The following is a 17,784-nucleotide window of genomic DNA, read 5'->3' on the forward strand; positions in this document are numbered from 1 at the left end:
TTGAGTATGCCAGCGATCGAACGTGTCATCCCCCTGGTCGGCCACCTGCCGCTCTCGTTGCGCGAGGCGCTGGCGCGGCGGCTGCGCGAACTCACCGGGCTCGGCCTGATCGCGCTGTCGGGTGCCGTCACTGCCGCACTGATGACCTGGTCGGTGCAGGATCCGTCGCTGAGCCACGCCACCTCGCGCGCGATCCGCAACGTGCTCGGCTATCCCGGCGCAATCGGCGCCGACCTGCTGATGCAGATTCTCGGGCTCGGCGCCATCATGCTGCTGCTGCCGGTCGCGGTCTGGGGCTGGCGGATGCTGACGCATCGTCCGTTCGACCGCGAGGCGCTGCGGCTCGGCTGCTGGATCCTGTGCACGGTGATCGCAGCGGGCTTCGCCAGCTGCTGGCCGCACAATACGTCATGGCCGCTGCCGACCGGGCTCGGCGGCGTGGTCGGCGACGCGCTGCTGCGCACGCCGGCCGTCGTGTTCGGGCCGCCCGGCTTCATCTATCGCGTCGTGCTTGGCCTGATCCTGTTTGTCGCGATGGCCGCGAGCTTCCTGTTCGCCTGCGGTTGGGGCGCCAGGGAGCAGGACGAGGAGCTGACGCCGATCTCTGACGACGACGAGCCGTTCGTCGAGGACGAAGACAACGACCGCAGCTCGGTCTCGCTGGGCTGGCTGTTCCACGCGCTGATGAGCGCGAAAGCGCGGCTCGGCTGGCTGTTCTCGACCGCCTACAAATCGCTGGTGTCGAGCGGATCGCAAGGCCGCAGCGCTGCGTTCGAGCGTCAGGAACCCAATATCGGCGGCGGCCGATCGGCGCCATCGATCGCGCCCGCGGCTGACGACCATGATGAGGACGAAGACGAGGCCGAGGCTTTCGACGACGAGGAAGCAGAGGATGACGAGGAGGAAGCTCCCGTCGCCCGCGCCCCGCGCAAGAAGGCCGAGCCGAAGCCGAAGAAGAAGAACTCCGACAAGTTCGAGCTGCCGTCGGTCTCGGTGCTCAGCGCGCCGAAGGCGAGCGATCGCCAGCCGCTGAGCAAGGCCGAGCTCGAAGCCAATTCGCGCGCGCTCGAAGGCGTGCTGCAGGATTTCGGCGTGCGTGGCGAGATCGTCAAGGCCAACCCGGGCCCGGTGGTCACGCTGTACGAGCTGGAGCCCGCGCCCGGCATCAAATCGTCGCGCGTGATCGGATTGTCCGACGACATCGCGCGTTCGATGAGCGCGCTGTCGGCCCGCGTCGCCGTGGTCGCCGGCCGCAATGCGATCGGCATCGAACTGCCGAACGCGCATCGCGAAAAGGTCTACCTGCGCGAGCTGCTGGTCGCGAAGGAAAGCGTCGATTCGGTTGCGAAGCTGCCGCTGTGCCTCGGCAAGACGATCGGCGGCGATCCTGTGATCATCGACCTCGCGCGCACGCCGCACATGCTGATCGCCGGCACCACCGGCTCCGGCAAATCGGTCGCGATCAACACCATGATCCTGAGCCTGGTCTACCGGTTGCGTCCGGATCAGTGCCGCCTGATCATGGTCGACCCGAAGATGCTCGAGCTCTCCGTCTATGACGGCATCCCGCATCTCTTGACGCCCGTCGTCACCGATCCGAAGAAGGCGGTGGTCGCGCTGAAATGGGCGGTGCGCGAGATGGAAGAACGCTACAAGCGGATGGCCAAGCTCGGCGTGCGCAACATCGACGGCTACAATGCGCGCCTCGTCGAAGCCAAGGCCAAGGGCGAAGAGCTGACGCGCACCGTGCACACCGGTTTCGACAAGGAGAGCGGCAAGGCGATCTACGAGGAAGAGAAGCTCGACCTCGAGCCGCTGCCCTACATCGTCATCATCGTCGACGAAATGGCCGACCTGATGATGGTCGCCGGCAAGGACATCGAAGGCGCGGTGCAGCGCCTCGCGCAGATGGCGCGCGCCGCCGGCCTGCACGTGATCCTCGCCACGCAGCGTCCGTCGGTCGACGTCATCACCGGCACGATCAAGGCGAACTTCCCGACCCGCATCGCCTTCCAGGTGACGTCGAAGATCGACAGCCGCACCATCCTCGGCGAGATGGGCGCCGAGCAGCTGCTCGGCCAGGGCGACATGCTCTACATGGCTGGCGGCGGCCGCATCAGCCGCGTGCACGGCCCGTTCGCATCGGACGAGGAAGTCGAGAAGGTGGTGCGCCACCTGAAGACGCAAGGCCAGCCGGAATATCTCGAAGCCGTCACCGCGGAGGAGCCGACCGACGAGGACGGCGCCGTGTTCGATGCCACCGGCATGGGTGGCGACGGCGGCGGCGATCTGTTCACGCAGGCGGTTGCGATCGTCAAGCGCGACCGCAAGGCGTCGACCTCCTACATCCAGCGCCGGCTGCAGATCGGCTACAACCGCGCCGCCTCGCTGATGGAGCGGATGGAACTTGAGGGCATCGTCGGCCCGGCGAATCACGCCGGAAAGCGTGAAATCCTGGTCGGGGAGGAAGAAGGCCAGTTCTGATCGGGGACGATCATCACGGAAAAACCATATCTCCCTCGGAAGAGGCGGGATAAAATCCGGCGAAGCGGGACGAGCGTCGAACAGAGACCTGACATATCTGATGGCAAAACATCTCATTGACCGCGGCACGCGCACTGCGCTGGCTCTTCTCGTCACCGCCGCGATCGCCGGCGGCGCGACTGCGCAGAATGCGCCGGCGACGCCGAAGCCCGCGCCCAAGTCTGCGCCGAAGGCCAGGGACGCCGGCGCGCAGAGCAATGCGGACAAGGGCCCGGCCACCACGGGCGCCACCCAGGCACCGCCGGACCCGGTGATTCCCGATCCGCGCCGCAACGTGCCCGCCAACATCTTCCAGACCTTCGACGCCAACCAGAAGGCGCAGGCCGCCAAGGTCTCGGCCTATCTGTCGTCGCTGCAGACGCTGGTCGGGAACTTCGTCCAGGTCGGTCCCGACGGCACCAAGACCAAGGGCGATTTCTACATCCAGAAGCCCGGCAAGCTGCGCTTCGAATACGACAACCCGAGCACCATCGAGGTGATCGCCGACGGCTCGTCGGTCGCGGTGCGCGACCGCAGGCTCGCCACCCAGGACATCTATCCGCTGTCGCAGACCCCGCTGCGCTATCTGCTGTCGGACCGCATCGACCTGATGAAGGACACCAACGTCGTCAGCGTCACCGCCGACGACGTTTTCGTCAGCATCACGATCGAGGAGAAGCAGGCGCTGGTCGGCACCAGCCGCTTCCTGCTGATGATCGGCGCCAAGGACGGCAAGCTCAAGCAGTGGACCGTCACCGATCCGCAGGGCTACGACACGACAGTTGCGGTCTACAATCTCGACGCGACGCAGAAGCCCGATCCGGGGCTGTTCAAGATCGACTTCACGACGTATCCGGGTTCATCGCCGGGCTAGCCATCTTGCGTAGGGTAGAGCGCAGCGAAACCCATCACCTTCGTGCCGCGAATTGAGATGATGGGTTTCGCTGCGCTCTACCCATCCTACGGCGCTTGGTTGTGGACAAAGCACCGACGCGCGCCGAGAACCGTGCTAAGACGCACCTCTCATGCGGTTCTCCGTCACCACCTGGAACATCAATTCGGTGCGCCTGCGCATCGACATCGTCGCCAAATTCCTGAAGAGCGCGCGGCCGGACGTGCTGTGCCTGCAGGAGACCAAATGCATCGACGATGCGTTTCCGCTGAAGCGCTTCAAGCGGCTCGGCTATGAGCACGTCGCGCTGAACGGGCAGAAGGGCTATCACGGCGTCGCCATCGTCTCGCGCCTGCCGTTCGAGACGACCGACATCCGGACGTTCTGCGACAAGATCGACTCGCGGCACATCTCGGTGTCCTTTGGCGAGAAGGCGCAGCTCTCAAAGCCGCTGGTGCTGCATAATTTCTACGTGCCGGCCGGCGGCGACATTCCCGATCCCGCGCTCAATCCGAAGTTCGAGCACAAGCTGCAATTCCTCGACGAGATGAAGGCGTGCGAGCCGCTGCATCCGCGCGGCGACGACCACCACATCCTGGTCGGCGACCTCAACGTCGCACCGCATGAGAACGACGTGTGGTCGCACAAGCAGCTGTTGAAGGTGGTCTCGCATACGCCTGTTGAAACGGAGAAGCTGCTCGCGGCGCAGGCCCATGGCGAATGGTTCGACATCGCGCGCGAGCGGATCCCGATGTCGGAAAAGGCCTACACCTGGTGGAGCTATCGCGCCGCGGACTGGACCGTCGGCGATCGCGGCCGCAGGCTCGACCACATCTGGGTCTCGCGTGCGCTGAAGGATCAGGTCAGCGACTTCAAGATCACCCGCGACGCCCGCGGCTGGGAGCGGCCGTCGGATCATGTGCCTGTCACGGCGGTGATGGAGGTTTAGTCTCGCCGTCGTCCCTGCCTGGTGCGCAATTGCGCACGGGGAGCAGCGACCCATAGCCACAGGGCTCCGAAATCGGCAAAGCCATCGACCCTTGTTCCCAAAGATGGGCCGCGGCGCATGGGTCCCGGATCGCGTTCGCGATGCTCGCTTGTCCGGGACGACGAGGAATTACGTACTCAACTTCCCGCCCGCGATCAAAATATCGCTCGCGAGCTGGCTGGTGCGCAGCGCGAGTTCGTCGCGTAGCCGGCGGGCCGCGGCCGGATCGCTTTCCAGCACACGCTGGAACAGGCTACGCGCGACGCGGATCACCGAGCCGCGCTCCAGCGCGGTCGCGGTCGCGGGCCGTTTCATCGCGACGATCAATGCCAGCTCGCCGATCAGCGCGCCGGGACCGGCGATGATCTCGGCGTCGCCTTCCTCGACACGGAACGTGCCGCGCTGCACGACATAGCCGGCATCGGCCGTGTCGCCGGTCTTGAACAGCACTTCGCCTGCGTTGAAATCGCGTTGCTCGGAGCCGATCGCCAGCATGCGCAAGGAGCTATCGCCCAACAGACGCATCGTCGGGACCTGCTCAAGCAGGGCTACGTCATCATCGATCGACATTCAGGGCCGGTAACCGCGGTGCGCCTCGATTTCACGAATCGTTGAGCGCGAAGCGTATCACGGCACCAGCTTGTAGCCACCGGCTTCCGTCACCAGGATTTCCGGATTGGCTGCGTCCTTCTCGATCTTCTGGCGGAGGCGGTAGATGTGGGTTTCCAGCGTGTGGGTGGTGACGCCGGAATTGTAGCCCCAGACTTCCTGGAGCAGGGTCTCGCGCGACACCGGCATCTGGCCGGCACGGTAGAGGAAGCGCAGGATCGCGGTTTCCTTCTCGGTCAGCCGCACCTTGCGGGCATTGGCGCCGGTGAGCATCTTTGAGCCGGGCCGGAACGAGTAGGGGCCGACCGAGAACACCGCGTCCTCGCTGGCCTCGTGCTGGCGCAGCTGCGCCCGAATCCGGGCCAGCAGCACCGCGAAACGGAACGGCTTGGCCACATAGTCGTTGGCGCCGCTTTCCAGGCCAAGGATGGTGTCGGAATCGGTGTCGTGGCCGGTCAGCATGATGATCGGAGCCTTGAAGCCGCCCTTGCGCAGGCTGCGCACCACTTCACGGCCGTCGGTGTCGGGCAGGCCGACATCCATCAGGACCAGATCGGGAGAATTGGCTTTGGCGGCAGTGGCGCCCTTGGCGCCGGTGTCGACTGCGGAGGCTTCGAATTCCTCGTGCAGGGACAGCTGCTCGACCAGCGTATCGCGCAGATCGGTATCGTCATCCACGATCAAGATCTTGCGGGCATTGGCCATAGGTACAATCCTTCGGGGGCGGGGCGGCCAGAAGCGAGGGGCGCTTATGGCCGTAGCATCGGCTAGATACGTGCTCAGGTAGGCCGTCGTTACCGATTCACAAGCCAATACAGTCTACCTCAAATCCGGCTGGGCAGGACGTGAATGTCCTGTAACGCCGGGAGATAGAATGACCGAACCGTCCAAGGCAAGTTCAGTTTTGAACGATTCTTAAGGGAACACCAGCTATTTCAATCACTTATATGACAGCGAAACGTGATCGCCCGCTCTCCGCCATCGAGGTCCGAAGCGCCGCCGGCGACCCGCGCCGGGGCTGGCTGACGGCCGATGGCTGGACCGTTCCCGTGGCACTCGGACGCGGCGGAATCCTCGCCAACAAGCGCGAGGGCGACGGCGGCACGCCGCGCGGCATCTTCCATCCGCGGCAACTCTGGTGGCGCGCCGACCGGCACCGGCGCCCCGTGACCTTCCTGCCGGCGCGGCCGATCCGCCGCGAGGACGCCTGGTGCGAGGACCCCGCCGATCGCCATTACAACCAGCCTGTCAGGCTCGACCGCGAGCAGGGCGGCGACCGCCTGACGCGCGAGGACCACCTCTACGACTTCATTGTCGAGATCGACCACAACGCCGCGCCGCGCATCGCCGGCCGCGGCAGCGCCGTGTTCCTGCATCTGGCGCGACCGAATTTCGCCCCGACCGCGGGCTGCGTCTCGATGACGAAGGCGTCGATGCTGCGGCTGCTGCGGCGGATGTCGCCGCAGACCAGAATCATCATCGGGTAAAATTCTCGAATAGCTGAGCATCGGTTTTCCCACGCGACAAGCGCGACGCGTTTGTGCTGAGATTGCTCGCCGCAGAAAAACATTCCCAAGAATGATTAACGGGGGAAGCGAAAAACCATGCTCGACAACAACCAGATCGCCGCCGCTGCAAAAGTCCTGCACGATCACTGGCACGCCGGAACGAAACTCGGCGCGCTCGAAGGCGCCATGCGGCCGCGCGACCGCGTCGAGGGTTACGCGGTGCAGGCTCAGCTGGAAAAGACGTCGCGCGAAAAACTGTTCGGCTGGAAGATCGCCGCGACCAGCGAGGCCGGCCAGAAGCATATCAATGTCGCAGGGCCGCTTGCCGGGCGCATCCTCGCCGAAACATTGATCGCTGATGGCGGCACCGCATCGATGAAGGGCAACGAGATGCGCGTCGGCGAGCCGGAATATGCCTTCCGCATGGCGCGCGATCTCGCGCCGCGCACCACACCGTACAGTGTAAGGGAAGTACTCGACGCGGTCGGCACGCTGCATCCTGCGATCGAGATTCCGGATTCGCGCTTCGCCGATTTCGCGTCGGCCGGCGAGGCGCAGCTGATCGCCGACAATGCCTGCGCGCATCTGTTCGTGCTCGGACCTGCAACGTCGGCCGACTGGCGCGCGATCGATCTGATCGAACAACGCCCGACCATCACGCTGCGCGGCGAACGCTACATCGGCCACGGCAAGAATGTGCTCGGCGATCCCTGTGTGGCACTCGCCTGGTGCGCCAACGAGCTGCGCGCGCTTGGCCTGACGTTGCGGGCAGGAGAGGTCGTCACCACAGGCACCTGCCATCCGCCGCTGCCGATTCAGGCCGGCGATGTATTCGCAGCGGACTTCGGCGCGATCGGAAAAGTATCGGTGAAGTTCGCGTAGGCGGCGCGCGCTCACCGAACACACAGCCGTCGTCCCTGCGACAGCAGGGACCCATAACCACCGAAGTCAGTTGTTGTGCGCGGATCGAACCGCGTGCCCTTTGCGATGGCCGCGGCGTATGGGTCCCTGCTGTCGCGGGAACGACGCCTCATTTGTGGCAGCTGTCGGCGTTAGAAAGGTACGTGGGCTCTCAGTGGTCGCTCGCGCCTGCGTGCTCGCCAACATGGCCGTCGCCACTGTGGTGAGCAGCACCGCCTCCAGCGTCCGCATCGGAACCAAAGAAGCCCCAGCGATGCGCGTCGATCATCATCGAGGTGTAGAGCGCCCTGACGGCGTTGTATTCGGGATCGGTCGGCTCGAGCTCGTCGAGCTTCCTCCTCAGATAGGCGATGTCCCTCAGTCTCGCCTGCTTGTTGACGAGCCAATAGAGGCCAATGCCAAACACAAGCAGGCTGGCGACGCCGAGCGCGACGATCCAGACGGATGCGAAATTGGCGACGACGTTCATCGTTGCTATCTTATCACGGCCAACGCCGGGCCGGTACTACGCGTGCGCCACCGTCCGTGTCCCGAAGATCGCCGAGCCCACCCGCACATGGGTCGCGCCCATCTGGATCGCTACCGCGAAATCCGCGCTCATGCCCATCGACAGATTCTTCAGCCCATTGCGCGCGGCGATCTTGGCGCAGAGTGCGAAATGCGGCGCCGGGGCCTGGTCGACCGGCGGAATGCACATCAATCCTGAAATCTTCAGACCATATTTGTCGCGGCATGCCGCGATGAAGGTATCCGCGTCCTGCGGCGCGACGCCGGCCTTCTGCGGCTCCTCGCCGGTATTGATCTGGACGAACAGCTCCGGATGCTTCACTTGATTTTTGATTTCCTTGGCTAACGCTTCGCAAATGCTGGCGCGGTCGACCGAATGGATCGCATCGAACAGCGCGACCGCTTCCTTGGCCTTGTTCGACTGCAACGGCCCGATCAGATGCAGCTGCAGTCCCGGATGAGCCTGGATCAATTCCGGCCACTTGCCCTTGGCCTCCTGCACGCGGTTTTCGCCAAATACGCGCTGTCCGGCGCCGATAATCGGCAAAATTGCGTCGGCCGCGAATGTCTTCGACACCGCGATCAAGGTCACCGAGGCGCGGTCGCGCCGCGCTTCCTTGCAGGCATGCGCGATCTCCTGCTCCACGGCGGCGAGGCCAAAGGAAGGGTCATGTGGTGAATCAGCCGATAACGGCGCGGTCGGGCTTTGTGTCATGCTTGTGCCGTTCTCTGACAGGCGCGGGGGGGTTGGCTCGAATTTTACCAAATTCGGGAAAGGCTTTTTGAAGCCCTTCACTCTACCCTGCGCCCGGGCAAGGGAACAGAATGTCGGGCGTCACTTTCAACCGCAACCGGGTCAGACTCAAGAAGGTTCTGGGAATTCGTGCCCGGCTCGCCTTGCTTGCGGTGATGCTGGTCGCGCCCTTGATGCTCGATCGCGTCCGCACGCTGGAGAATTTCCGCTCAACGCAGATCGCGCAGGCCGCGGCAGGCTATGCCAGCCTCACCGCGCACGCCGCCGAGACCCAGCGCGAAGTGGTCTCCTCGGTCGAGACCATGCTGAAATCGGCCGCCTATATCCGCGCCTCCGGCGGCATCGGGCAGAGCTGCGAAGTATTGCGCGCCAGTCTGCCGACGATCCTGCCTTGGATCCGCAGCATCATGTTCGTCTCCAGGGACGGGCTGGTACAGTGTTCGACGCTCAACAGCCAGGTCGGACTCAATCTCGGCGACCGCGAATATTTCAAGAAGGCGCAGGACAACCGCGGCTTCGTGTTCAGCGACTATCTGCGCGGCAGGACCAATGGCCGCCCGATGATGATGGCCGCCTATCCGGTGGCCGCGATCAATCCGGAGCTCGACTCCATCGTCGTCGCCGGCATCAATATCGACTGGCTGTCGCAGATCATGGCCAATCTCGGCGGCCAGCCCGGCATGTCGGCCGTGCTGGTCGACTCGACCGGCGTCGTGGTCGCAGCCCCCGCGGATCATGCGAGCCTGATCGGCCGCTCGCTCGACACCATCCCCTTGATGTCGGCGATCGCCGAGAAGGCGCTGAGCTACGACGAACCGTCAGGCTCGGTGTCGTTCACGGCGTCCGACGGCGCGCAGCGCACGGTGAGCTTCGCCCGCATCGCCGGAACGCAATCGCGGCTGATCGTGAGCATGGATGAGGCCAAGGTGACGGCGGCGATCAGCCGCGAGATCCGCACCGCCTATCTGCAGCTCGGCTTCGTCTGTCTCTTCGTTTTGTTGGGTGCCCTCGTCGGCGCGGAGCGGCTGGTCATCCATCCGATCGAGCTGATGACCAGCATGGCGCGACGCTTCGGCGAGGGCGACTGGTCGGCGCGCGTCGCCAAGCACAGACTGCCGTCGGAATTCGTGCCGCTGGCGCGCGCCTTCAACGCGATGGCGGCACAGCTCAGCCAGCGCGAGCGAGAGCTCGTCGCGTCCAACGACCGTCTCACAGTGATGGCCTCGATCGATGCGCTGTCCGGCCTTGCCAACCGCCGCGGCTTCCAGAGCCGGCTCGATTTCGAGTGGATGCGGGCGCAGCAGTATGAATACGAGCTGTCGCTGATGATGATCGATGTCGATCACTTCAAGCTCTACAACGACACCTACGGCCATCCCGAAGGCGACGTCTGCCTGACCCGGATCGGCGAGACGCTGGCCGGGATCGCCGCCGACACGATGGGCTTCGCCGGCCGCTATGGCGGCGAGGAGTTCTGCCTGCTGCTGCCCAACACCGATGCCGCGCATGCGCTCGCGATCGGCGAGACCGTGCGCACCGCAGTGCTCGGCCTCGCCGTGCCGCACGCGCCCTCGAGCCATTGCGTCGTCACCGTCAGCGTCGGCGTCGCAACGACAAAGCCGAACGAGACCCAGCGCCCCGGCGACCTGATCGAAGCCGCCGACGCCGCCCTCTACGCGGCGAAGCGCCGCGGCAGGAATGCCGTGATCGAGCACGGCTTCTTGCAGACGCTGGATGAAGCGGGGATGGCGCTGGCGAGCTGAGCGGCGTCGCGAGAATACGGAACCATGACACCGGCGACGCCACACACTGTCGTCTTGGCTAAGGCCAGGACCCATTTCCCCCGCTGGTCATGATTGCACGAAGCTGCGGCCGCGGTCCGTTATCCCAACAGGGCTGGCTTTCGCCAGGACGACGGGGGAGGCTCGAGGCGGCCGACGCCCCCTGCGACGGCGCAGGGCGGCTGCGCGACGGGATGGGGCGTTTGGCGACCCCAAGCCGTTGACCCCATGGGCGATTTTATGGCCTAGTCCGCCGTCCCCGGATGGGACCCGAAAATCACCCAAAGCCACCCAGAATCCCTGCGATTTCATGACCGCCGAACGCTACAACGCCCGTGAATCCGAACCCCGCTGGCAAGCCACCTGGGACGAAAAGGCGATCTTCGCCTCCAAGAACGACGATCCGCGGCCGAAATACTACGTGCTCGAGATGTTCCCCTACCCGTCGGGGCGCATCCATATCGGCCATGTCCGCAACTACACGCTCGGCGACGTGCTGGCCCGCTTCATGCGCGCCAAGGGCTTCAACGTGCTGCATCCGATGGGCTGGGACGCGTTCGGCCTCCCCGCCGAAAACGCCGCGATCGAGCGCAAGGTGGCGCCGAAGGCCTGGACCTACGACAACATCGCCGCGATGAAGAAGCAGCTCAAGTCGATCGGGCTGTCGCTCGACTGGAGCCGGGAGTTCGCGACCTGCGATCCCAGCTACTACAAGCATCAGCAGAAGATGTTTCTGGACATGCTGCGCGCCGGCCTCGCCGAGCGCGAGAAGCGCAAGCTGAACTGGGATCCGGTCGACATGACCGTGCTCGCCAACGAGCAGGTGATCGACGGCCGCGGCTGGCGTTCCGGCGCTGTTGTCGAGCAGCGCGAGATGAGCCAGTGGGTCTTCAAGATCACGAAGTACGCGCAGGAGCTGCTGGAGGCGCTGGACGGTCTGGACCGCTGGCCCGACAAGGTGCGGCTGATGCAGCGCAACTGGATCGGCCGCTCCGAGGGCCTGTTGATCCGCTTCGCGCTGGATCCGGCGACGACGCCGGCCGGCGAGAACGAGCTGAAGATCTTCACCACGCGGCCGGACACGCTGTTCGGCGCAAAATTCATGGCGATCTCGGCGGATCATCCGCTGGCGCAGGCGGCCGCGGCAAAGAATCCGAAGCTTGCCGAGTTCATCGCCGACATCAAGAAGATCGGCACCGCGCAGTCGATCATCGACACCGCCGAGAAGCAGGGCTTCGACACCGGCATCAAGGCAGTGCATCCGTTCGATCCGGCCTGGAAGCTGCCGGTCTATGTCGCGAACTTCGTGCTGATGGAATACGGCACCGGCGCGATCTTCGGCTGCCCGGCGCACGACCAGCGCGACCTCGACTTCGTCAACAAATACGGCCTCGGCAACGTGCCGGTGGTCTGTCCCGAGGGCCAGGACCCCAAGACGTTTTTTATCACCGATGTCGCCTATGACGGCGACGGCCGCATGATCAATTCGCGCTTCCTCGACGGCATGACGATCGATGAGGCCAAGGAAGAGGTTGCCAAGCGACTGGAGAGCGAGCTGCGCGGCAATGCGCCGGTCGGCGAGCGGCAGGTGAATTTCCGGCTGCGCGACTGGGGCATTTCGCGCCAGCGCTATTGGGGTTGCCCGATCCCGGTGATCCACTGTCCCAAGTGCGACGTGGTGCCGGTGCCCGACGACCAGCTGCCGGTGACGCTGCCTGAGGATGTCAGCTTCGACAGACCGGGCAACGCGCTCGACCATCACCCGACCTGGAAGCACGTCAGCTGCCCGAAGTGCGGCGGCAAGGCGGTGCGCGAGACCGACACGATGGACACCTTCGTGGACTCGTCGTGGTACTTCGCGCGCTTCACCGATCCCTGGAACGAGACCGCGCCGACCACGCCCGCGGTCGCCAACCGGATGATGCCGGTCGACCAGTATATCGGCGGCGTCGAGCACGCGATCCTGCATCTGCTCTACAGCCGCTTCTTCACCCGCGCGATGAAGGCCACCGGCCACATCGACATGAGTGAGCCGTTCGCCGGCATGTTCACCCAGGGCATGGTGGTGCACGAGACCTATCAGAAGGCCGACGGCAGCTGGGTCACGCCGGCCGAGGTGAAGATCGAGGTCGGCGGCAACGGCCGCCGCGCGGTGCTGATGGCGACCGGCGAGGACATCGCAATCGGCCCGATCGAGAAGATGTCGAAGTCGAAGAAGAACACCGTCGACCCCGACGACATCATCGCAAGCTACGGCGCCGACGTGGCGCGCTGGTTCATGCTGTCCGACTCGCCGCCGGATCGCGACGTGATCTGGAGCGACGAACGCGTACAGGGCGCCTCGCGTTTCGTGCAGCGGCTGTGGCGGCTGGTGAACGAATCGGCCGAGATCGCCAAGGCGGCCCCGGCGGGCCGGCCAGGCACCTTCGGGCCCGAGGCGCTGGCGTTGCGCAAGGCCGCCCACGGCGCGCTCGACAAGGTGTCGTCCGGGATCGAGCGGCTGCATTTCAACGTCTGCCTCGCCCATATCCGCGAATTCGCCAATGCCCTGTCCGAGGTGCTGGCGAAAGGCGACAAGCCGGCGCCGGATGTGGCCTGGGCGGTCAAGGAAGCCGCGACTATCCTGGTCCAGTTGTTCTCGCCGATGATGCCGCATCTGGCCGAGGAGTGCTGGGTGGTTCTGGGCCAGTCCGGGCTGGTTTCCGAGGCCGATTGGCCGCAAATCGAACGCGATTTGCTGGTCGAAGACAGCGTGACCCTGGTCGTCCAGGTCAACGGTAAAAAACGAGGTGATGTTACCGTGCCACGGGCGGCGCAAAATGCGGATATAGAGGCTGCCGTTTTGGCGCTCGATGCGGTAAAAGCTGCACTGGGCGGCAAACCCGTCCGCAAGGTGATCGTGGTGCCCATGAGGATCGTCAATGTTGTCGGCTAGGATCAGGATCGCCGCCCGGCTCGTGGCCGTGGCAGCCTTGGCCGCGCTGACGGCCGGTTGCTTCCAGCCGATGTATGCCGAGCGCACGCTCGACGGTCAGTCGTCCGCCTTGCGCGAAAAGCTGTTGGGCGTCGAGGTTCCGCCGGTCGACAAGGCGAACGCGTCCCGCGAGGCCCGGGTCGGCGTCGAGGTCCGCAACGCGCTGGCCTTCAAGCTCTACGGCACCGCTACGGGCGCGCCGCCGACGCACCGGCTGGTGCTGCGCTTCACCACCAGCCGCTCCTCGCTGATGATCGATCCGACCACCGCGCTGCCGACCAGCGAGAACTACGGCATCGACGCCCAGTTCAACCTGGTCGAGATCGCCTCGAACAAGTCGGTCATGACCGGCACCACGTTCTCGCGCGTGTCCTATGACATGCCGGGCTCCTACCAGCGCTTCGCCCGTACCCGCGCCCTTCGCGACGCCGAGGACCGCGCCGCGCAGGAGATCGCCGACAACATCCAGACCCGCCTCGCCTCGTTCTTCTCAGCCGGGACCTGATCGCCGCATTGGTCGCGCTTCGCGGAAAAGAGATCGACAGCTTCCTCGCCCGGCCTGACGCGGGCCGTCCGATCATCCTGCTTTACGGGCCGGATCTCGGCCTGGTGCGCGAGCGCGCCGACGCGCTGATGGCCTCCGCCGTCGACGATCCCAACGATCCGTTCTCGCTGGTGCGGCTCGATGGCGACGAGCTCGCCGCTGAGCCGTCGCGGCTGGTCGATGAAGCCATGACGGTGCCGTTGTTCGGCGGCCGCCGCGCCATCCGCGTCCGCGCCGGCTCGCGCAATTTCTCGAGCGGCGTCGAGACGCTGACCGAGACCACCGCCCTCAAGGATTGCCGCATCGTGATCGAGGCCGGCGAGCTCAGGCCGGAATCGCCGCTGCGCAAGATTTGCGAACGCGCCAAGAATGCGGTCGCCATCGGCTGCTATCCCGACACCGAACGCGACCTGACCAAGCTGATCGAGGATGAGCTGCGCGTGTCCAACCTGCGGCTTGCGCAGGACGCTCGTGCGGTGCTGATGTCGCTGCTCGGCGGCGACCGCATGGCCTCGCGCAACGAGCTGCGCAAGCTCACGCTGTTCGCGCATGGCAAGGAAGAGATCACGCTCGACGACGTGATGACCGTGGTCTCCGACGCCTCCGAGCTGAAGCTCGATCCGATCGTCGACGGCGCGTTCGCCGGCAACGCCGCGCTGGTGGAAAGCGAGTTCACCAAGGCAATGGTCGCCGGCACCTATCCCGGCGTGATCATCTCGGCCGCGCAGCGCCAGGCGGCGTGGCTGCATAAATCGGCGCTCGCGATCGCGGACGGCACGCCGGCGTCAACCGTGCTCGAAGGCGGATTCCCGCGGCTGCATTTCTCACGCAAACCGGCGGTCGAGATCGCGCTGCGCAATTTAACGCCGCCGCGGCTGGTGAACGTGATCGACCAGCTCGCGACCGCGGCGCTCGACATGCGCAAGCAGGCCGCGCTCGCCGCCGTCATCGCGCAGCGCGCGCTGCTGTCGATCGCGGCGAATGCGAAGCGGCGGGGGTAGACGAAACTTTGAAACAACCGTCATTGCGAGCGAAGCGAAGCAATCCATCGCTCCGCACGCGCGCAAGAATGAATGCTTCGTCGCTGTCGCTCCTCGCAATGACGGAGGCAGACCCGCGGGGTTAGCCGCCCTCCAGCCGCCGCACCACCTCGTCGAGCTGCTCGAGGTTGCGGTAGCTGATCTGGACGGTGCCGCCGGGATCGCGATGGCTCACGGTGACGGCAAGGCCGAGCGCATCGCTTACGCGCTTCTCCAGCGCCAGCGTGTCGGCGTCCTTGTCGACCTTGGCCGCGGCGCTGCTGCGCGGCTTCTGCGGCTTGCGTTCCGGCACGCCCTCCTCGTGCGCCAGCGCCTCGGCCTGGCGGACGTTGAGGCCCTCGGCGACGATGCGCTTCGCGGCGGTGAGCGGATCGGGCACGCCGATCAGCGCGCGGGCGTGGCCGGCGGAGAGATCGCCCTTCGAGATCAGCGCCTGCACCTCGGCGGGAAGCTTGGTCAGCCGCATCATGTTGGCGACATGGCTGCGGCTCTTGCCGACGATCTTGGCGATGTCTTCCTGGCTGCGTTTGAACTCGTCGGCGAGCGCGTGATAGCCCAGCGCTTCTTCCATCGCGTTGAGGTCTTCGCGCTGGACGTTCTCGATGATCATGATCTCAAGCGCGTCTGCATCGCTGACCTCGACTGGCACGATCGGCACTTCGTGCAGGCCGGCGAGTTGCGAGGCGCGCCAGCGGCGTTCGCCGGCGATGATCTCGTAGCGGTCCTGCACGCCCTTGATCGCGCGCACCACGATCGGCTGGATCACGCCGCGCGCCTTGATCGAATCGGCGAGCTCGCCGAGCTCGGTGTCGGCGAAGCTGCGCCGCGGATTGCGCGGGTTGGCCTTGAGGAATTCGATCGGTACCTTGCGCTGCGTGCGCGGCCGCTCGACATGCGCGGCCGCCTCGCCGCCGACATCTCCGATCAGGCTTGCCAGCCCGCGCCCCAGTCGCGAACGCGCTTCATCGGCCATTGTTGCGAGCTCCTTTGGATTCACACGCAGTACTCCAGACTTGAATTTCAGAATCGTCGAACGGGCCGCGCGCAGCGAAACCCGTCGCTCTCGTTGCGTGCCAGGATGGGGTTCGCTTCACTGCGCCCATCATCGGCATCGTCAGTGCGTGCGCAGCTCGCGCTCGCGCTGGATCACTTCGGTGGCGAGCTTGAGATACGCATCGCTGCCGGCGCATTTGAGGTCGTAGACCAGCACCGGCTTGCCGTAGGACGGCGCTTCCGAGATGCGCACGTTGCGGGGGATCATGGTGTCGTAGACCTTGTTGCCCATGAACTGGCGCACGTCGGCAACCACCTGGTTGGAGAGGTTGTTGCGCGAGTCGAACATGGTCAGCACGATGCCGTGGATCGACAGGGTCGGATTGAGCGTCGAGCGCACCTGCTCCACGGTCTGCAGCAATTGCGACAGACCTTCGAGCGCGAAGAACTCGCACTGCAGCGGCACCAGGATCGCGTCCGATGCCGCCATCGCATTGACGGTAAGCAGGTTGAGCGAGGGCGGGCAGTCGATCAGCACGTACGTGTAATCGGAGTCGGGCGAGACGTTGTTGTTCAGCCCGGCGATCGCATCGCGCAGCCGGAACGCACGGCCCGGCGTGGTGCCGAGCTCGAGTTCGAGGCCGGAGAGATCCATGGTGGACGCGGCGATGTGGAGCCGCGGCACCGCGGTCGCCACCACGGCATCGCGCAGCGGCGCTTCGCCGATCAGCACGTCGTAGGTCGAGCAGCTGCGGTTACGGCGATCGATGCCGAGACCGGTCGAGGCGTTGCCCTGCGGATCGAGATCGACGATCAGGACACGCTCGCCAATCGCAGCGAGTGCGGTGCCGAGATTGATCGCTGTGGTGGTCTTGCCGACGCCGCCCTTCTGATTGGCGAGCGACAGGATACGCGGATGGCCAGGCGGCTGGGACGCCTTATCCTCTTGATAAACCTCGTCCATCACAGTCATACCAAAATACCATTTGTTCTTGCGGAGTCCCCTAGCGCCGCTCGATTGACCCGAGTTCGACGATCCAGCCCTGTCCGCCGGTCCGGCTGGAGTGTAGCTTTGGCTCAATATTCCAATATTTAGTGGCCTCGGTCAATTCGGCCTCTACATCTTGACCCTTCAAAAACAGCGCTTTGGCGTCCTTTTTGACCCACGGCTCCGCAAAGCCGATGAGTTGATGTAACGGAGCCAGCGCCCGCGCGGTGACGCAATCGATCGGACCTGCGATTCTATCCACAGTATCCCCGATATCAGCCAGATGCACCGTTCCCGGTGACGCCGTGACCCGTATCGCCTCGCGCAGGAATGCAGCCTTCTTGGCGATTCGCTCAACCAGATGGATCCGTGCGCCAGGTGTCTCGGCCAACGCACACGCGAGCACGACACCGGGAAAGCCGCCGCCGCTGCCGAGATCGACCCAGGATTTTGCCGAGGGTGCGAGGCTCAGAAGCTGCAGCGAATCGGAGACATGTCGCGTCCAGAGATTCGCCAGCGTGGAGGGCGCGACGAGATTGGTCTTGGCCTGCCACTCCAGAAGGAGGGCGACGTAGCGGTCGAGCCGCGCCTCTGTTTCACGTGAAACAGGCGTGAGCGCGAGTGCCGCGGCCTTGTCCTTGGCGGAGACGCTGAGTTCGGCGGATTGCGGGGCTGGAGCCATTCTTGGTGCAGGCCGTTTGTCTGACGTGGTGAAAGCCGGTGGCGAGGCCGGCGAGCGGCACGTCGGCCGATTCGCCTTCA

At 65.1% G+C, this 17,784-nt stretch carries 16 protein-coding genes; 9 read left to right on the forward strand and 7 right to left on the reverse strand.

From position 1 onward, the window contains the following. The 3 genes from HAP47_RS00680 (at position 1) to HAP47_RS00690 (ending at position 4,364) form a co-directional block, all read left to right on the forward strand. Entirely contained in the window at positions 1–2,484 is a 2,484-nt protein-coding gene (locus HAP47_RS00680) for a DNA translocase FtsK (protein WP_173639869.1), read from the forward strand. Positions 2,485–2,584: 100 nt separating this feature from the next. Continuing rightward, entirely contained in the window at positions 2,585–3,397 is an 813-nt protein-coding gene (locus HAP47_RS00685) for an outer membrane lipoprotein carrier protein LolA (RefSeq protein WP_173639868.1), read from the forward strand. Between the two features lie 151 nt (positions 3,398–3,548). Continuing rightward, the gene (locus HAP47_RS00690) at positions 3,549–4,364 is read left to right on the forward strand and encodes an exodeoxyribonuclease III (protein ID WP_173639867.1); all 816 of its coding nucleotides are present in this window, start codon (positions 3,549–3,551) and stop codon (positions 4,362–4,364) included. A 168-nt stretch (positions 4,365–4,532) separates the two neighbouring features. On the opposite strand, the gene HAP47_RS00695 is transcribed toward HAP47_RS00690, so the two are convergent. Both HAP47_RS00695 and HAP47_RS00700 read right to left on the reverse strand, forming a co-directional pair. After that, complete coding sequence (locus HAP47_RS00695) at positions 4,533–4,973, reverse strand: cyclic nucleotide-binding domain-containing protein (protein WP_173639866.1); 441 nt, start codon at positions 4,971–4,973, stop codon at positions 4,533–4,535. Between the two features lie 57 nt (positions 4,974–5,030). After that, positions 5,031–5,717 (reverse strand): response regulator transcription factor, encoded by a 687-nt coding sequence (locus HAP47_RS00700; RefSeq protein WP_016841446.1) that lies wholly within the window; start codon positions 5,715–5,717, stop codon positions 5,031–5,033. A 242-nt stretch (positions 5,718–5,959) separates the two neighbouring features. Here HAP47_RS00700 and HAP47_RS00705 point away from each other — a divergent pair, with 242 nt between their 5' ends. Beyond that, the gene (locus HAP47_RS00705; protein ID WP_173639865.1) at positions 5,960–6,499 is read left to right on the forward strand and encodes a L,D-transpeptidase family protein; all 540 of its coding nucleotides are present in this window, start codon (positions 5,960–5,962) and stop codon (positions 6,497–6,499) included. A 117-nt stretch (positions 6,500–6,616) separates the two neighbouring features. Next, the gene (locus tag HAP47_RS00710; protein WP_173639864.1) at positions 6,617–7,402 is read left to right on the forward strand and encodes a 2-keto-4-pentenoate hydratase; all 786 of its coding nucleotides are present in this window, start codon (positions 6,617–6,619) and stop codon (positions 7,400–7,402) included. A gap of 190 nt (positions 7,403–7,592) precedes the next feature. On the opposite strand, the gene HAP47_RS00715 is transcribed toward HAP47_RS00710, so the two are convergent. Beyond that, complete coding sequence (locus HAP47_RS00715; RefSeq protein ID WP_173639863.1) at positions 7,593–7,910, reverse strand: hypothetical protein; 318 nt, start codon at positions 7,908–7,910, stop codon at positions 7,593–7,595. Positions 7,911–7,946: 36 nt separating this feature from the next. Further along, a complete protein-coding gene (locus HAP47_RS00720; protein WP_173639862.1) occupies positions 7,947–8,663 on the reverse strand; it encodes a YggS family pyridoxal phosphate-dependent enzyme in 717 nt (238 codons plus the stop codon). Between the two features lie 110 nt (positions 8,664–8,773). On the opposite strand from HAP47_RS00720, the gene HAP47_RS00725 reads away from it, so the two are divergent. The 4 genes from HAP47_RS00725 to holA all read left to right on the forward strand — a co-directional run bounded on the left by HAP47_RS00725 (position 8,774) and on the right by holA (position 15,002). Beyond that, positions 8,774–10,465 carry a diguanylate cyclase domain-containing protein gene (locus HAP47_RS00725; protein WP_173639861.1) on the forward strand — a complete coding sequence of 564 codons (1,692 nt, stop codon included), beginning with the start codon at positions 8,774–8,776 and terminating at the stop codon, positions 10,463–10,465. Positions 10,466–10,793: 328 nt separating this feature from the next. Continuing rightward, a complete protein-coding gene (gene leuS / locus HAP47_RS00730) occupies positions 10,794–13,418 on the forward strand; it encodes a leucine--tRNA ligase (RefSeq protein WP_173639860.1) in 2,625 nt (874 codons plus the stop codon). Continuing rightward, complete coding sequence (gene lptE, locus HAP47_RS00735; protein ID WP_173639859.1) at positions 13,405–13,962, forward strand: LPS assembly lipoprotein LptE; 558 nt, start codon at positions 13,405–13,407, stop codon at positions 13,960–13,962. The genes leuS and lptE overlap by 14 nt, the downstream gene beginning before the upstream one ends. Positions 13,963–13,970: 8 nt before the next feature. Further along, the gene (holA, locus tag HAP47_RS00740; protein ID WP_173639858.1) at positions 13,971–15,002 is read left to right on the forward strand and encodes a DNA polymerase III subunit delta; all 1,032 of its coding nucleotides are present in this window, start codon (positions 13,971–13,973) and stop codon (positions 15,000–15,002) included. 121 nt (positions 15,003–15,123) lie between these two features. Here holA and HAP47_RS00745 read toward each other — a convergent pair whose 3' ends face one another. The 3 genes from HAP47_RS00745 to rsmG form a co-directional block, all read right to left on the reverse strand. Continuing rightward, on the reverse strand, positions 15,124–16,014 hold the full coding sequence (locus HAP47_RS00745) for a ParB/RepB/Spo0J family partition protein (protein ID WP_173639857.1): 891 nt from the start codon (positions 16,012–16,014) through the stop codon (positions 15,124–15,126). A gap of 141 nt (positions 16,015–16,155) precedes the next feature. Continuing rightward, complete coding sequence (locus HAP47_RS00750; RefSeq protein WP_173639856.1) at positions 16,156–17,007, reverse strand: ParA family protein; 852 nt, start codon at positions 17,005–17,007, stop codon at positions 16,156–16,158. A gap of 31 nt (positions 17,008–17,038) precedes the next feature. Then, positions 17,039–17,704: a 16S rRNA (guanine(527)-N(7))-methyltransferase RsmG gene (gene rsmG, locus HAP47_RS00755; RefSeq protein WP_173639855.1), complete on the reverse strand. Its 666-nt coding sequence runs from the start codon at positions 17,702–17,704 to the stop codon at positions 17,039–17,041. Positions 17,705–17,784 lie beyond the last annotated feature (80 nt).

The organism is Bradyrhizobium sp. 41S5 (assembly GCF_011516665.3).
Taxonomy (GTDB): Bacteria; Pseudomonadota; Alphaproteobacteria; order Rhizobiales; family Xanthobacteraceae; genus Bradyrhizobium; species Bradyrhizobium quebecense.

Coding starts and splice junctions, on each gene's coding strand:
- HAP47_RS00685 (WP_173639868.1), top strand. CDS start 2,585: ATGGCAAAACATCTCATTGACCGCGGCACGCGCACTGCGCTGGCTCTT.
- HAP47_RS00720 (WP_173639862.1), bottom strand. CDS start 8,663: ATGACACAAAGCCCGACCGCGCCGTTATCGGCTGATTCACCACATGAC.
- rsmG (WP_173639855.1), bottom strand. CDS start 17,704: ATGGCTCCAGCCCCGCAATCCGCCGAACTCAGCGTCTCCGCCAAGGAC.
- HAP47_RS00705 (WP_173639865.1), top strand. CDS start 5,960: ATGACAGCGAAACGTGATCGCCCGCTCTCCGCCATCGAGGTCCGAAGC.
- HAP47_RS00700 (WP_016841446.1), bottom strand. CDS start 5,717: ATGGCCAATGCCCGCAAGATCTTGATCGTGGATGACGATACCGATCTG.
- HAP47_RS00745 (WP_173639857.1), bottom strand. CDS start 16,014: ATGGCCGATGAAGCGCGTTCGCGACTGGGGCGCGGGCTGGCAAGCCTG.
- HAP47_RS00695 (WP_173639866.1), bottom strand. CDS start 4,973: ATGTCGATCGATGATGACGTAGCCCTGCTTGAGCAGGTCCCGACGATG.
- HAP47_RS00710 (WP_173639864.1), top strand. CDS start 6,617: ATGCTCGACAACAACCAGATCGCCGCCGCTGCAAAAGTCCTGCACGAT.
- HAP47_RS00725 (WP_173639861.1), top strand. CDS start 8,774: ATGTCGGGCGTCACTTTCAACCGCAACCGGGTCAGACTCAAGAAGGTT.
- lptE (WP_173639859.1), top strand. CDS start 13,405: ATGTTGTCGGCTAGGATCAGGATCGCCGCCCGGCTCGTGGCCGTGGCA.
- leuS (WP_173639860.1), top strand. CDS start 10,794: ATGACCGCCGAACGCTACAACGCCCGTGAATCCGAACCCCGCTGGCAA.
- HAP47_RS00690 (WP_173639867.1), top strand. CDS start 3,549: ATGCGGTTCTCCGTCACCACCTGGAACATCAATTCGGTGCGCCTGCGC.
- HAP47_RS00715 (WP_173639863.1), bottom strand. CDS start 7,910: ATGAACGTCGTCGCCAATTTCGCATCCGTCTGGATCGTCGCGCTCGGC.
- HAP47_RS00750 (WP_173639856.1), bottom strand. CDS start 17,007: ATGACTGTGATGGACGAGGTTTATCAAGAGGATAAGGCGTCCCAGCCG.